We start from the raw sequence: 15572 nt of genomic DNA on the forward strand, positions 1-15572 counted from the left end.
GGCTTGCCCCCGATAGCAGTGTGTCAGTGACAGATTTATTAACTGATACACCCTCATCGGGGGCAAGCCCCCTCCCACATTGTTAAGCCGGTTTCTTCAGGAGGTTCTGTAGGGTTGCCGTGACGCCGTTGTCACGCAAGCTCACAAAACACCGCTCGAACGCTGCCACAAACTCAGGCGAGTTGGGAATAGCCGTGCCGAAAATCTCTTCAACGCCCAGCAAGCGCTTGCTGATCAGCGCGTCATCGCTCACCAGATCCTGGCAAAACTCGGCACGTGGATCCGGGATCTTGTAGCTCACGCCGTTCTCATCCACGCCCTTCAAATACAAGGCCCAGGCGGCGACTACCAGTGCGGCGCGTTCAGTCTCACGGCCGTCCGCAATCAGACGATTGATGGTCGGCACGGTGAACTTGGGAAACTTCGACGAGCCATCCGAACACACGCGCTCCAACTGGTCGGCAATCGCCTGGTTGGAGAAGCGGTCCACCAAGGTCTGTTTGTATGCGGTCAAATCAATCCCCGGCACCGGCGCCAGGTTCGGCGTGACGTCCAGGTCCATATAGGCGCGCATATAGGCCACAAACACCGGGTCGTTCATGGTCTCGTGCACAAACCGATAACCCTTGAGAAACCCCAGGTAAGTCAGGGCCAAATGGCTGCCATTGAGCAGGCCGATCTTCATTTCTTCGTAGGGCGTGACGTCATCGGTGAACTGCACGCCGACCTTTTCCCAGGCCGGGCGGCCGTTGACGAACTTGTCTTCCAGCACCCACTGCACAAAAGGTTCGCACACCACCGGCCAGGCATCGTCGATGCCGTGCTCGTCGTGCAGTTGCAGGCGGTGGGCGGTGCTGGTCATCGGCGTGATGCGGTCGACCATGGCGTTCGGGAAGCTTACGTTGGCCTTGATCCAGTCGTGCAATTCGGCGTTGTGCAGGGCGGCGAAAGCCAGCAGCGCCTTGCGTGTGACGGCGCCGTTGTGGGGCAGGTTATCGCAGGACATTACAGTGAACGCCGGAATACCGGCGGCGCGGCGCTGGGTGAGGGCGGCGCAGATAAAGCCGAAGACGGTTTTGGGTGCGCTCGGGTGGGCCAAATCATGCTGGATCTGCGGCAGATGAGCCATGAACTCGCCGTTGCTGTCGTCGATGCAGTAGCCGCCTTCGGTGATGGTCAGGGAGACGATACGAATGGCCGGGTTGGCCAGTTTGTCGATCAGCGCCTGGGCGCCGTCTTCGGCCAGCAGCATGTCGCTGATGGCACCGATCACACGCACTTCGGTGTCGTCGGTGTCGCCCAGTTCATACAGGGTGAAGAGAAAATCCTGACCCGCCAGGTCGTCGCGGGCCTTGCGGTCTTCGGCCCGCAGGCCGACGCCGCAGATGCTCCAGTCCAGACCTTCACCTGAGTTCATCAGCGCATCGGTGTAATACGCCTGATGCGCCCGGTGGAAACCGCCGACGCCGATATGGGCGATGCCCTGGCGGGTGTCGGCAATGGCGTAGGCCGGGATTTTCACCTGCCCAGCCAGTTGCGTGAGGTTCTGTTTATTCAGTTTCATAACGTAATACTCGCGAAATCAGGCGGCAGCGCGCAGTGGGCGGGCCACGGCCACGCCGTCGGTGTCGAACAGGTGGCAGTGCGCCGGGTCCAGGTGCAGGTGCAGGGTTTCGCCATACTGGCTGGCCATGTCGCCGCGGATGCGCAGGGTCAACGGCTCGCCGTTGGCGGTGTTGACGTGGCAGAACGTGTCGCTGCCCAGGCGCTCGCCCACATCGGCGGTGACGGTCAGGGTGGTTTGGCCAGGCGCTGCGATTTCCAGGTGTTCCGGACGAATGCCCAGGGTGATCGCGCTGCCGACGTTCAAGGTCGGGCCACTGAGCGGCAGGGTGATCAAGGTGCCGGCGTCCAGTTGCACTTCGCAGGTCTGGGACTCGACGCGGGTGACCTTGCCCTTGAGAAAGCCCATCTTCGGCGTGCCGAGAAAGCCCGCCACAAACAGGTTGGCCGGCTGGTGATACAGCTCCAGCGGCGAGCCGACCTGCTCGATACGGCCGCTGTTCAGCACCACCACTTTGTCGGCCAGGGTCATGGCCTCGACCTGGTCGTGGGTCACGTAGATCATGGTCGCCTGCAGTTCTTTATGCAGGCGCGCCAGTTCCAGGCGCATCTGCACGCGCAGGGCGGCGTCGAGGTTGGACAGCGGTTCATCGAACAGGAAAATCTTCGGGTTGCGCACAATCGCCCGGCCAATCGCCACGCGCTGGCGCTGGCCGCCCGACAGTTGCTTGGGCTTGCGCTCCAGCAGCGGGCCCAGTTCCAGGATGCGCGCCGCCTCGCTGACTTTACTTTCGACCAGCTTCTTGTCAACGCCGGCCAGGTCCAGGGCAAACGACATATTCTTGCGCACGCTCATATGCGGGTACAGCGCGTACGTCTGGAACACCATCGCCAGGTCGCGCTTGGCCGGGGTCACTTCAGTGATGTCGCGACCGTCGAGTTCGATGGTGCCTGCGCTGACTTCTTCCAGGCCGGCGATCAGGCGCAGCAGGGTGGACTTACCGCAGCCCGACGGGCCGACAAAGACCACGAACTCCTTGTCGTTCACTTCCAGGTCGATGCCTTTGATGATCGAGAAACCTTCGAAGCCTTTTTGCAGATTCTTGATTTTCAGGTTGGCCATGATGGGCCCTCCGCTAGAAATTATTATTTAACGGCGCCGAAGGACAAACCGCGTACCAGCTGTTTCTGGCTGATCCAGCCAAAGATCAGGATCGGCGCACAGGCGAGGGTCGAGACGGCGGACAATTTGGCCCAGAACAAGCCTTCGGGGCTGGAGTAGGAGGCGATCAGCGCGGTCAACGGCGCGGCGTTCGATGAGGTCAGGTTCAGCGACCAGAACGCCTCGTTCCAGCACAGGATCAGCGACAGCAACACCGTGGAGGCCAGGCCGCCCTTGGCAATCGGCAGCAGCACGCGGACCATTTCCTGCCACAGGGTGGCGCCGTCCAGGCGGGCGGCTTCGAGGATGTCCTTGGGGATGTCTTTGAAGTAGGTGTAGACCATCCACACCACAATCGGCAGGTTGATCAGGGTGTAGATGATGATCAGCGCGATGCGCGTATCCAGCAGGCCAAAACTCTTGGCCAGCAGGTAGATCGGCATCAGCACGCCCACCGGCGGCAGCATTTTGGTGGACAGCATCCACAGCAGCGTGCCCTTGGTGCGTTGGGTTTCGTAGAACGCCATGGAGTAGGCCGCTGGCACCGAGATCAGTAGGCAAAGAGCGGTGGCGCTGAAGGAAATCAGCACCGAGTTCCAGGCATAGCTGAAGTAGTTGCTGCGCTCGTTGATGTGCAGGTAGTTCTCCAGCGTCGGCGTGAAGATGAACTGCGGCGGCGTGGCGAACGCGTCGATTTCGGTCTTGAAGCTGGTCAGCACCATCCAGAAGATCGGGAAGAAGATCAGGATCGCGATGGCCCAGGCCAATGTGCCGAGCAACAGGCTCTGCAGGCGGCGGGATTGTTGAAGCGTCATGGCGCGGCCCTCAAGGCTTGTCAGTCAGGTTTTTGCCGATCATCCGCACCAGGATGATCGCCGCGATATTGGCGATGACCACGGCAATCAAGCCGCCGGCCGACGCCATGCCCACGTCGAACTGCACCAGCGCCTGGTTGTAGATCAGGTAGGCGAGGTTGGTCGAGGCGTAGCCGGGGCCGCCGTTGGTGGTGGTGAAGATTTCGGCGAACACCGAGAGCAAAAAGATCGTTTCGATCATCACCACCACGGCAATCGGGCGGGCCAGGTGGGGCAGGGTCAGGTGCCAGAAGATCGCGATGGCGCCGGCACCGTCCAGGCGTGCGGCTTCCTTTTGTTCCTGGTCGAGGGACTGCATGGCGGTCATCAGCAACAGGATCGCGAACGGCAGCCATTGCCACGACACAATGATGATGATCGACAGCAACGGATAGTGCGCCAGCCAGTCCACCGGCTCGGCGCCGAACAGCTTCCATACGGCGGCAAGCACCCCCGACACCGGGTGGAAAATCAGGTTCTTCCAGATCAGCGCACCGACGGTGGGCATGATGAAGAACGGCGAAATCAGCAGCACCCGCACCAGGCCGCGACCGAAGAACTCACTGGCCTCCAGCAGGGCACTGATCAACACGCCGAACACCACGCTGATCAACAGCACGCTGCCCACCAGCAACAGGGTATTGGTGGCGCCGGGCAGGAAGCCCGAGTCCGTAATGAAGTAGGTGAAGTTCTCCAGGCCCACGAATTGGTTTTCGCCGGGGTAGAGCAGGTTGTAGCGGATCAGCGAAAAGTACAGGGTCATGCCCAGAGGCACGATCATCCACAGCAGCAGCAAGGCCACCGAGGGGCTGACGAGAAACCAGCCAGGGTTGGCCAGGCGGTTTTTGGCGGGTGTATTCATGGGGATCAAGACCAGTCAGGTACATGCAAACGCGGTCAGTGTGGGAAGGGCAAGCCCCCTCCCACATTTGACTGTGGTGAGGCTCAGGTTACTTGGGGTAACCGGCCCGCTTCATTTCACGCTCGGTGGTGGTCTGCGCCGCAGTCAACGCCGCATCCACCGTCTGCTGGCCGGTCAACGCACCGGAGAAGAACTTGCCGACCTGCGTGCCAATCGCCTGGAACTCGGGAATGGTCACCAACTGGATACCGATATACGGCACCGGCTTGAGCGTCGGTTTGGTCGGGTCCGCGACTTTCAGCGATTCCAGGGTCACCTTGGCGAACGGCGCGGCTTTCATGTACGCGTCGCTGTAGGTCGACTTGCGCGTACCTGGCGGTACGTTGGCCACGCCGTCGGTCTTGGCGACCAGTGCGCCATATTCCTTGGAGGTTGCCCAACTGGTGAACACTTTGGCGGCGTCCTTGGCCTTGGAGCTGGTCGGGATCGCCAGTGACCAGGAGTACAGCCAAGAAGTGCCTTTGTCGGTTTTTTCGTGTGGGGCGAAGGTGAAGCCAACGTTATCGGCCACCTTGCTCTGGGACTTGTCGGTGACAAACGAGCCGGCCACGCTGGCGTCGACCCAGATCGCGCACTTGCCGCTGTTGAACAGCGCCAGGTTTTCGTTGAAACCGTTACTGGACGCCCCCGGCGGGCCGGATTTCTTCATGTTGTCGACGTAGAAGTTCAGCGCGTCCTTCCACTCGGGGCCGTTGAATTCAGGCTGCCACTTCTCATCGAACCAGCGCGCGCCATAGCCGTTGGCCAGGGTGGTGATCAGCGCCATGTTCTCACCCCAACCGGCTTTGCCACGCAGGCACAGGCCGTATTGCTCTTTGGTTTTATCGGTGAGTTTGGCTGCGAATTCGCCGATCTGGGTCCAGGTCGGGTGTTCGGGCATGCTCAGCCCGGCGTCCTTGAACAGGTCGGTGCGGTAATAGGTGATCGAGCTTTCAGCGTAGAACGGCAAGGCGTACAGCGAGCCTTTGACGGACAAACCGTCACGCACCGAAGGGAACACGTCGTCGAGGTCGTAGGACGCCGGCAGATCCTTCATCGGCTCCAGCCAACCCTTGGCGCCCCAGAGTGCAGCTTCGTACATGCCGATGGTCAGCACGTCGAACTGTCCGCCTTGGGTGGCGATGTCAGTGGTCAGGCGTTGGCGCAGCACGTTTTCTTCGAGCACCACCCAGTTCAGCTTGATCTCGGGATGCTCGGCCTCGAAGGTCTTCGAGAGCTTTTGCATGCGGATCATGTCGCTGTTGTTGACGGTGGCAATGGTCAGGGTCTGCGCGCCAAAGCTGACGGCGCTGAGGGTCATGCATGCTGTCATGCAAGTCGAGGCAAGCAGAGTTTTTGCTGTGAACTTCATCGCGCACTCCATTTCCGCGCCCAGGGGCTACAGAAGGACAGTTATTGTTGTTGTGTCTTCCTACAGGGAGTCAGGAAGAGTGTGCGTTGATTACAGCCTTCAAATGGGGTTGTGACAAATCCTTGGGCGCACTTGGACTGATACTTTTTTGCACTGTAACGTAAGTCTGTTCACTGCAGGTTTGGGCAAAAGCGCTGCCCTCAGTAGCAGTCGCTTTTGCTCGTTATCTCAGTTGCCTATCTTATAAGGGGCTCTTCGATTTTGTGGTAAACCCATTCACCCAGTCACTATCCATCGGACTTATAGGGCCAGTCCCCATCATTATTTGCATATTGTCGAGTTCCCATTGGCGCATGACTTCTACGAATTTCTGCGTGTACTCGCGGGCAGGGCAAGCGATGTCTGCCCACGGGTCGACAATCCATGCATCGGCCCACTCAGCGCCCGAGAAATTGATAGTTCTTGGCGGCTTTACACTAGGGCCGCCGACTACTGTAAAAGAGTGATCCACTGACGCTCCCCATTGGTAAGCTCGGCCACCGCTTTTTTCAATGATGTCCTTCGACAGCAGGGCCATTTCTCCACAATTTCCAGCCCCGCTCTTCAAAATCAGATTCGCGCGATTCAACGCGTCCGTTGGGACGGTTTCACGCAACCATGCGATGGTCGTATACGCAGCGTCTGATCGTGCAATGTCTGCTGCTGAGCGAATCTGGTTAGAAGGCCCAAGTCCGGTGGCGGTCAGGGCGTGGTTCACGCTGTCTTTTGCCCGGCGTGCGTAGAATTCGTTTTGCCGCCCTTGCGTCCATGTGGCGAACCCGTCGGGTAGGACCAACTGGGATACTCGATTCGGTCGCAAAGCAATATTCGCTTCGCCAATCGCGTTGCTCCGTTGCAACTGATAGACAACCTCGCGCTGTTGTTCCTCGGTAAAGGCTTTGCACGTTGCTTTTAGTGCATCGACATCCTCTTTCAGGTAGCCGGCGAGCTCCAGCTCTTTAAACGCGGTGTCGAGCTTGGGCAAGGAAATAAGGTTGGCGTCAAGCGGAATTTTGGAGGCGCCCTGGCGAATGCTGAGTTTGTTCCGATACTTCTTGACCAGAGGCAGCTCGTTAAGCGTACATTTATTGAAGGTCAGTGCGGTGGTGGGGGGGGTACTCAGTTTGGTGTAGTAAAACTCGGCGGTATCAGCCTCTATTACCAAGATATTGTCGGCGCCGTCTTTGACAATTACCCCTCGAAGTTCACGTTTGTCATTGCAGGCATCGCTGATTGCGTCGAGCTTGACCACCTGTGTTTCTTGCGCCAGCCATTCACCGCCTTTCGCCTGGAAAAAACCGAAGTTTGGCTCATCTTTGAGGGTAGCGCTGATCCGCGATTTGTAGGCGATGGGCTCGCCCTGAGGCTCCGGAATAAGTTCGGCGCCCATTTCGCCGTCAACTATTTTGTAGCGGCGACGCTCAAAAATGACAAATTGATCCTTGCTCAGAGGGTTCGGTTCCGAGGGAAACAGGCGCTGGTGTTCAAGCGCTTGGAGTTCCTGCCTCATATCTCCTTTAACTGGCGCGATGATTCTGGAAAAGCACGTGTCGTTAGCCCCGCGCCTGACCCTTGCTGCCCCAATGGCAGGCGCTGGGCAGACGGCCTCAAACCCTTCGAGCGGCTTGAAGTGGTCGGCTGACTCCAGGTCAGTCAGCACGCCAGGATTGCGCGCGTCATAACGATACACCTTGCCCTCATTGACCAGATCAAAGCCATGGGTGCGCGGCAGGGTGTAGGCGTCGGCAGCCAAGGGTCGTTGTGTTACCAACGCTTGAGTGCCGTCCGAAAACGTTTCTTGCCTCACGGCAGATGAGGTATCAGAGATGAAACCCTCCAGTGCCGGGCCGTAAGCCGCTTGCGTTTTAGCGTCGTAGGCGTACCAACTGCCGTCCTGATGCACCGCCGTGAGTTTGATCTGTGGCGTACTGCCCGAGCGAATCACAACGCCATTGGCTTTGTCGGCCCCCACGACAAGCTCATCGCCCAACTGTTCCCCAAGCGGGCTGCTCTGCATACGGCTGACAGCGCTGAGCGACTTCAGGGTGGTGGCGGTTGTCACATCCTTGAGCGCAATGTCTGCGCCTTCCTCGACAGCAAACTTCTCGGTGAACTTTGCCGAGGCCTTGGCGGCCGTCCAGGCCAATCCGGTTTTGGCCACTTTCCAGAGTTTGCCGGCGCCCTCTGTGGCGGCGTAAATCACGATGTCAATGGCCAGGTCTTTTACTGCTTCGGCATATTGGCCATGGTAGATGTCCACGATACTGGAACCGCCCGGCAAGAACCGTAAACCTTTCTGGAAGTAATCACTGGGCTCCAATCCATGTTCAACGGCGTTGCTCAACCCACGTTGTGAAGCTTTGAAAGACGCTTTATTCAGGTATATCGAGTCAACCAGCACCTCAGCCAGATGTTGTGTTCTTACGCTGTCGTAGTTGAGCGGCGTATGGGCTCCGCTCTCTTCATATAAGCGCCTCCTACCGTGATCTCGATTGGCTGGATCTACGAGAGCGTCTTGATCAATGCGCGTTAAAGTAGCCTCGGATTTGATTCCCGGCTGCGAGGATGTTTCGATGGTCAGCGTCTTGGTCTGGCCATTAATCACTGCCCGTTCAAGATCAGGGGCACGGACTATTTTTCCCTCTCCCGGATCAATCACAAACGCTCTTTGTTGCGGATAGTTGTTGACAATTAACGCGATGCCATCGTGGGCGCCTTTGACTTGAAAAATCCTCACGCTTCCGTTGTTGATGCTTTTGCGATCCTCCAACGGCAGTTGGCTCAACATGTTCTTGAACAGAGAGATAGTGTGTGTTCTGCGCAGGGAGAAGTCGTCTTCGAACGCTTTGTCAAATTGCTCATTGATGTCAGGCAGCTCGGAAGCCTGAGCGCTCAAGGTATCGAAGTTGGGGCCACGAGATTCCTCCCAGCGCCAACTTTCACCCAGTCGACCTGCTTCGTAAACATCGACAATGCTCGCTCGGATGCCGGAAAATATGCCCCCGGGCCCAAGCTTTTCGGTGAGGTACGGGCGTTCATAATTGATGTCGGTCCCCCATTTTTCCCTCAGTGCTTTAAGGGCCATTTTCCTTCTGTTTGGCGATTCAAAGGTCAGATAGTGTTTGGCTTCTGAGACGTCCTTGATGTGGCTTTTGAGCTTTTGCTGGCTGTTCGCGAGCTGTTCCAGGCTGTATTCGTCTTTGTCATTCCTCACGACATGGTTGTTCACGATGGCCCAATCCATGACCGGGTTCATCTGGGCGAAGGACTGCAGTTGGGCTTCACGTTCGTTGATGGGGGCGATCCGATGAAGTTTCATGACCTGCTGGAAGGTCATGTCCGCAGCCGCCCCGGGAGCGCTCAGTTCGATCCGATTGACGGCGGTGGTAAAGCTGACCCATTCGGGCGAGCCCATTGTTACGGTCGATGGCACATCGTTAACCAGCAGATAGGGCGCCGCCCCGCTCATCAACAGGCGCGCGGCGACTGGCGCAAGGTTTGCCGGGATTTTTTGTTTATCGGTCAAGTGTTGGGTGAACTGTTCACGAATCTTATCCGTGCCCAACCCCCAGTTATCCGACTGCATCAAGTCAAAGCCCGCAAGGCGATTGCGGGAGGTGCCGGCTGCTGGGTCAAGGTCCAGCACCAGGGCGGACAATAGCCATTGTTTAAGGCTGGTGACGGTTGCGACGCCTTTCATCTCGGTTTGCAGTTTGGTGGCGAGCTCAAGGGCGCCATCGCTGGAGAGAAGCTGGTCCAGCGCTTGGAACGGGCTGCTGGTATTGAGGTTGGGAACTTGAGTGCTCAGGTAGCTGAGGAGATGGGTGCTGGAACCTATTGCGTTTTTAACGAACGCATTCATTTTGTCGCGCTGGGCGGGGCTCAGGGGCAGGTCGGTGGAGAGAAACCCCCAGCGGTTACCCAGGGCCGGCGCCTGCGTCAGCGGCGTTTGCAAGGCCTGTAACAGGTTATCGGTCTGTGCGGCTGACTTCGCCTCGTACCAACCCTGATCCGCTAGAAACTTCTGTACGGTCGTCACGCCTTTGGGGCGGTGGGATGAATCTTGATCGACAATGAAACGGGTGTCGTCGTCGTTATCGATATTGCCGTTCTTGAGCTGGTTGATGAGTGCATACCGATCATTGCTATTGCCCAATGCGGTTTTTTGCTGGCTGAGCGAGCTCTCGATGCGCTCCGGGTGCCTGGGGCTATCGGGGAATCTCTTGGTGCGCTCCAGCAGTGACATGCTGCTTTCGAATGCCTGGGTGCCTGATTGCGCACTGATGCTGTAGAAATTGCACACCCATTCCAGCGGTGCGCTGCTGCTGGTGGTCTGAGCCAGGGTGATTGGCCTGTCGTTGGCGAATGTCCTGGCGGCGGTCAACACCGGTTCGAGGACGTCGAAATAGTCGGGGTATTTTGCTGCAAAGTCGGCGGCCGTAAAGCGTTGATCGACGCCACGGACTTTGCCTGTCAGCGCATCGCTTATTGGGTCATAGCGCAGTGAAGACAAATCCACCTGATGGGTTTTGGCCCATTCAGTGAAACCTGTCCCGTTGATGGCTTTGCTCAGGATACTGCGCCATTGGCCGAACAGGCTGTCAGCCGGGATCGGCCCGACCCTCTGTGGCAGCTCTTGGGTGGGGTTGGATTTCAGTTCGCGCATCGCGCGCAGCGTAGCGGCGGCCAGTGCGCTTTCGGCACTCGCCTCGATGTTTGCCTGGCGGTCTTCGAACGGTTCGGCGTCATTCATAGACTCGCCCGCCGCGTTCGCCAGCGTTTCGAGAGGGGATAAGGTGAGGGGCTGTTCAGCAAGCTGCAAGATGATGGCTTGCTGGGTTTTCTTCACGCTTGTGGAGTGGGCATCGTCCGCCTGCGGGCGGGTCAGGGCCTTGAATCCGTCGTTGCGGGCTATCTCTGTGCTGCTGCGCAAGCAGGCAAGGTGTTGTTTGCGCTGTCGGTCAGCTTCCCGGGGCGAGAGCGGGAGGTATTCGTTGTAAAACCGCATGACCGAGTGAAGCGATTCAGGTGCGGTGGAAGGGAAATCAACCAGGTTGTTGGAGCCCCCCGCCCACTGTCGCACTGCATGCTGGACCTCAATCCAGGCGTCATCCCAGCCTGAGAGGTCGTTGCGCAGGAAGGTGGTGTCCACACCATTGACTTTGGCGTTCAAGGTACCTGTCACAGGGTTGATGCGCATGCTGGACCGGTCAACGTTGTTGTCTTGCACAAACGTTGTAACCGCAGCGCCGTTCAGCGCAGCCGCCAGATTTTTGCGGGCTTGGCCGAATGTCGAATATTCCGGGATTGCGTGCAGGTCAGGCCAAAAGCCCTGAATCAGTGCCGCGCTGCACTGGCGGGCGAGCTCCCGGTCGGCCTCCTGGACTTTTGCCGCTGCGGTCCCAGAGGCGAACCTTTCAATACGTTGGTTTAGTGCGTGTGGGGGTAACTGTGCGAGCTGTTGTTTGGCCGCCCTTTGACGCTGCTTGATCGGTGCGTATTGAGTGGCGTAAAGGGGGTCGTCGCTGACGAGCGCAGGGAATGTCTCTTTGCTGAGCAGTTGTCGGGCCATGAAGAGTGTGTCGTCACTGCCGGGGCGACCCAGTGCAACACCATAGAAGGCAGCGACGTTGTAAGCCGATGCATGTTCACGGTCATAGAACCAGATTCGGTCGTCGTCGGTTCCTGTCAGCTTCCTGGCTGCGGCCAATACGGTCGCTGAGGCCGCCGCCCAGTCGGCGTCTCGCTGATGGTAGGGAAACTCCCGTCCATTTCTATATTCGGTCAGCCTGCCTCTGGGACCAACGGACACTTGGGAAATATCAATCTTCCTGGCTTCGGCAAAAGATTTGAACGGTTCAGCGTGCAGTGCATCTGCCAGTTCAGCCCAGGCCTGGCTGAACGTGGAGTCTGGCGTGATGGCGACCTTATCGTCATCGTCACCCCGGCGAATATCAGGGTCCTGGTACGAGAGTCGCAAGCGGATCAGTGCGTTGCCGACATTAATCGCCAACTGCCGGTCCGCATGGTCAACCAGCGCATCGGCGAATCGGCCAATCGAGGCCGAGCGCGGGTCTGGAGAAGAACCTGGGTTCTGCAGGTCCCGGCGTGATCGTGAGGGCACCTCGTGCGGGCGCTGCGTGCGGGGTAAAGGGTTATCGAGAATGTCCTGAACCAGCTCGGCGTAGGTCTTTTGCGAATTGAGGGCACTTGGCTGATTCAAAAGTTGCGCCACTTCGTTGCGCAGTATCGGGTCCGTCAACGGATCGGCGCTGTTCTTTACGCGTTGATCAATCTGCTCGGCCAGGCTTGGCTGGTCTTTTGTTTGCGTCTGCCGGAGCAGGTACTCGATACGCTGCCAGGCAGGAGCGTCAGTGTGTTGGCTGTTGTGGCGTGAATGAAAAAATCCGATAACCCTGGCTACCGCCGAGACGGCAGGCGTTGTGGTTGGGGCCTGTCCAACGGGGCGCAGTGAAGTGACAGGCGGGAGTGAAGTGTGAGTACTGATCATGCCAAAAAACCTATTGCCGGGTTATCAGGAAGGCGTCAGTCGCTCCATTGAGCGAGCAGACATGCCGTAGCTGAGTGGCAAAGGCTTTGTGACGGTTCCAGCACTCTCAGATGCGTCCTCCCGGTACGCGACAATCAATATTCAAAATATTCAAGCCAGGTTCTGCTCGGTCAGCCGCTGTACCGCCAGGCGCCGGTAGTGGGAAGGGGTCATGCCTTTAAGCTGTTGAAAGCGCCGGTTGAAGTTGGAAATATTGTTGAACCCCGACTCAAAGCACACATCGGTGACGGCCTTATCGCCATCTGCCAGCAATTCGCAGGACTTGCTGATGCGCAGCCGATTGACGAACTCGATAAACGTGCGCCCGGTGGCCTGTTTGAACACCCGCGAAAAGTACGTCGGCTTCATGCCCAGGTATTCAGCGACTTCCTCCAGCGGCAACTCGCGGGCGTAATGGGCAAAGATGTAGTCCACCGCCCGGTTGGTGCGGTCGATGCTGTGCTCGTCAGCCAGCTGTGGCGTGGTCACGCCGGACAGAAGCTGATAGTCCTCACACGCGCTGAGCACTTCCAGCAGGATAAAGAAGTGGCCCAGGCGTGCCATGCCCTGGGCGTCTTCGATGCGTTGCATCAGGGTCACGGCCTGGGCGATGGTCTTTTTGCAGCGGAACTCGATGCCGTACTGCGCCCGTTCCAGCAGCGGGGCAAGGGTCTTCAACTCGGTGAAGATATGGCTGCCGTTCTCCAGCAAGTCATCGGTGAAGTTCACCAGCATGTCGCGCTTGGGCACCACTTCGTCTTCCTCCACCTGGCTGATCCAGTTATGGGGCAGGTTGGGGCCGGTGAGGAACAGACTTTCAGGGTAGAAGTTGCCGATGTAGTCGCCGATAAACACCTTGCCGGAGCTGGCGACGATCAGGTGCAGTTCGTATTCCTTGTGGAAATGCCAGCGCACCAGCGGGCAGGGGAAGCCGTGCTGGCGATAGATGATGGACAGACCGTTGTGGTCGTCCATCAGTTCGTAGGAAGGATCGGTGATGCGCGCTGCTCGGGTCATGCTGGCGTCGCTTTATTGTTGGTTGCGACCCGAATAATGCCCCCTTGTGCGCGACCCTGCCAGCGTCGGCGTTTAGAACGTGCGGTTTTTCGCCTCGATCCACTGGGACATGTACTGGGTACTTTTGTGGGCGTGATGGCGCAGCATGCTGCCGGTGAAGTTGTCGCGGCGATGAGCGGCGAGGTGGCGGCGGCAATGCTCCAGGCACTCCACCAGCGCGGGGCCGTGGACGTTCTGGTCGTAGCGGCGGGCAATCAACTGGCGCCCGTCTTCCTGGGCCTGGGTCCAGCGCTCGCGGTCCTGGTACAAGGCCACCGCGGCGGCGGCCAGGGCCGGCGCGCTGGGTTCGATCATGCCCGGCCATGGCTGCTCATCACCCATGGCCTCGGCGCCGATGGGCGTGGTGATGTTCGGCGTGCCGCACAGCATCGCGTCCGCCAGCTTGCCCTTGATGCCCGCGCCAAAGCGCAGGGGGGCAAGGCAAATGCGTGCGGCGCGCATCACTTGCAGCGCATCTTCGGCCCAGTTCATCACATGAAAACCCTGGGCCGGGTTGTGCAGGGCGGTGGCCTTGGGCGGGGTATAGGCGCCATAGATATGCAGTTGCGCGCCGGGTAACTGTTGTCGAATCAGCGGCCACAGGCTGTTCTTCATCCACAGCACAGCGTCCCAATTGGGCGCGTGGCGGAAGTTGCCGATGCTGAGGAAGTGCGCGCGGTCCTCAAAGGGAACGAAGGCTTCGGTGGCGGGCTCCAGCATCAGCGGGCACCAGTGGAGCAGGGCGGCCGGCACCTTGAACTGCTCGGTCAGCAGGCGTATTTCCACATCGGAGATCATCAGGTTGATGTCGCAGCGGTAAATCGCTGCGATTTCGCGCTTGGCCACCTCGGAGTCGGCCATCAGCTGGAATTCTTCCTCCAGCGCGGGCGCAAACAGGGCGCTGAAGTCGTCGCTGTCGGGATGGGTCTTGAGGTGGTTCTTGAGCCGTTGCTGGCGTGCGTCGCGCAGGCTATGCAGGTCGCAGGTCTCCAGCACGCGCAAGGCGTCGGGGCAGTATTTTTCCACGCGCCAGCCGAACTGTTCTTCCATCATGAAACGGTCGAACAACACGATATCCGGGGCGAGTTGGCGGATAAAATCATCGAAACTGCTGTTATTGAGCTCGATGGCGCATTCGGCGATGCCCAGGGCGAGCAGGTCGGCCTTGTGTTCGCCGAGTGCGGCAGGGCTGCTGAAGGTAACCTCCCAACCTTGCGTAAGAAAAGTTTCCAGAATCTGCATCATGTGCCCGCCTGCGGCCGAGGAACGCGGCTCCGGCCAGACATAACCAATGACCAGAACTTTGGTGGCAGGCGGTTTCATCAACAACAGCTTCCTTAAAGGGCGGGCGAAAAGCGCGCAATTAAACCACAACCGGCACGCATGACAATTTGTGTCTGGCGGTAGGTCGCCACGGCACTTTGTGGTTAACTTCCGCCTCTTGAATTCGTTTAACCAAAACCCGCATAAGGATTCCGTTCATGGCTCAAGTCACCCTCAAAGGCAACCCGGTCCAGGTTGAAGGCGAATTGCCGAAAGTCGGCACCAAAGCTGCAGACTTCACTCTGACCGCCGGCGACCTGTCCAACGCCACCCTGGCTACGTTTGCCGGCAAGCGCAAAGTGCTGAACATCTTCCCAAGCGTCGATACCCCGACCTGCGCGACATCGGTTCGCAAGTTCAACGCCCAGGCCAACGAGCTGAACAACACTGTTGTTCTGTGCATCTCCACCGACCTGCCATTCGCCCAGGCGCGCTTCTGCGGCTCCGAAGGCCTGGAAAACGTGAAGAACCTGTCGGACTTCCGTGATCCTGCGTTTGCTCAGGACTTTGGCGTGGCAATCGCTGATGGCCCGCTGCGCGGCCTGACCGCCCGCGCCGTCGTGGTGCTGGACGAAAACGACAATGTGCTGCACAGCGAGTTGGTCAAGGAAATCGCTGAAGAACCGAACTACGAAGCAGCATTGGCTGTTCTGAAGTAACTGTTTCTGCGCATGTCTGTCGTTTTGCAGTAACACCCGTGATACATGATTGCGGCCTGGCCTAGTCCAGGCCGTTTTCATTTGTGCTTCAGA

The 15572-nt window shown here is 58.6% G+C and carries 9 protein-coding genes; 1 reads left to right on the forward strand and 8 read right to left on the reverse strand.

Going from position 1 to position 15572, the window contains the following annotated elements:
- Positions 1 to 82 precede the first annotated feature (82 nt).
- The 8 genes from DNK50_RS16035 to DNK50_RS16070 all read right to left on the reverse strand — a co-directional run bounded on the left by DNK50_RS16035 (position 83) and on the right by DNK50_RS16070 (position 14820).
- Positions 83 to 1564 carry a mannitol dehydrogenase family protein gene (locus DNK50_RS16035; RefSeq protein WP_112195082.1) on the reverse strand — a complete coding sequence of 494 codons (1482 nt, stop codon included), beginning with the start codon at positions 1562 to 1564 and terminating at the stop codon, positions 83 to 85.
- 18 nt (positions 1565 to 1582) lie between these two features.
- Complete coding sequence (locus DNK50_RS16040) at positions 1583 to 2686, reverse strand: ABC transporter ATP-binding protein (RefSeq protein WP_112195084.1); 1104 nt, start codon at positions 2684 to 2686, stop codon at positions 1583 to 1585.
- A 23-nt stretch (positions 2687 to 2709) separates the two neighbouring features.
- A complete protein-coding gene (locus DNK50_RS16045; RefSeq protein WP_017848429.1) occupies positions 2710 to 3540 on the reverse strand; it encodes a carbohydrate ABC transporter permease in 831 nt (276 codons plus the stop codon).
- Positions 3541 to 3550: 10 nt separating this feature from the next.
- Positions 3551 to 4441: a carbohydrate ABC transporter permease gene (locus tag DNK50_RS16050; RefSeq protein ID WP_099585188.1), complete on the reverse strand. Its 891-nt coding sequence runs from the start codon at positions 4439 to 4441 to the stop codon at positions 3551 to 3553.
- An 88-nt stretch (positions 4442 to 4529) separates the two neighbouring features.
- On the reverse strand, positions 4530 to 5852 hold the full coding sequence (locus DNK50_RS16055; protein ID WP_112195086.1) for a sugar ABC transporter substrate-binding protein: 1323 nt from the start codon (positions 5850 to 5852) through the stop codon (positions 4530 to 4532).
- A 241-nt stretch (positions 5853 to 6093) separates the two neighbouring features.
- Entirely contained in the window at positions 6094 to 12402 is a 6309-nt protein-coding gene (locus DNK50_RS16060) for a hypothetical protein (protein WP_256595280.1), read from the reverse strand.
- Positions 12403 to 12552: 150 nt separating this feature from the next.
- Positions 12553 to 13458: an AraC family transcriptional regulator gene (locus DNK50_RS16065; RefSeq protein WP_099585185.1), complete on the reverse strand. Its 906-nt coding sequence runs from the start codon at positions 13456 to 13458 to the stop codon at positions 12553 to 12555.
- A 72-nt stretch (positions 13459 to 13530) separates the two neighbouring features.
- Positions 13531 to 14820: a glycosyltransferase gene (locus tag DNK50_RS16070; RefSeq protein ID WP_112195087.1), complete on the reverse strand. Its 1290-nt coding sequence runs from the start codon at positions 14818 to 14820 to the stop codon at positions 13531 to 13533.
- A 158-nt stretch (positions 14821 to 14978) separates the two neighbouring features.
- Here DNK50_RS16070 and tpx point away from each other — a divergent pair, with 158 nt between their 5' ends.
- Positions 14979 to 15479, forward strand: coding sequence for a thiol peroxidase (gene tpx, locus DNK50_RS16075; RefSeq protein ID WP_112195089.1), 501 nt, complete (start codon positions 14979 to 14981; stop codon positions 15477 to 15479).
- The last annotated feature ends 93 nt before the right edge of the window (positions 15480 to 15572 follow it).

It is taken from the genome of Pseudomonas sp. LG1E9 (genome assembly GCF_003290225.1).
Lineage (GTDB): Bacteria > Pseudomonadota > Gammaproteobacteria > Pseudomonadales > Pseudomonadaceae > Aquipseudomonas > Aquipseudomonas cyclaminis.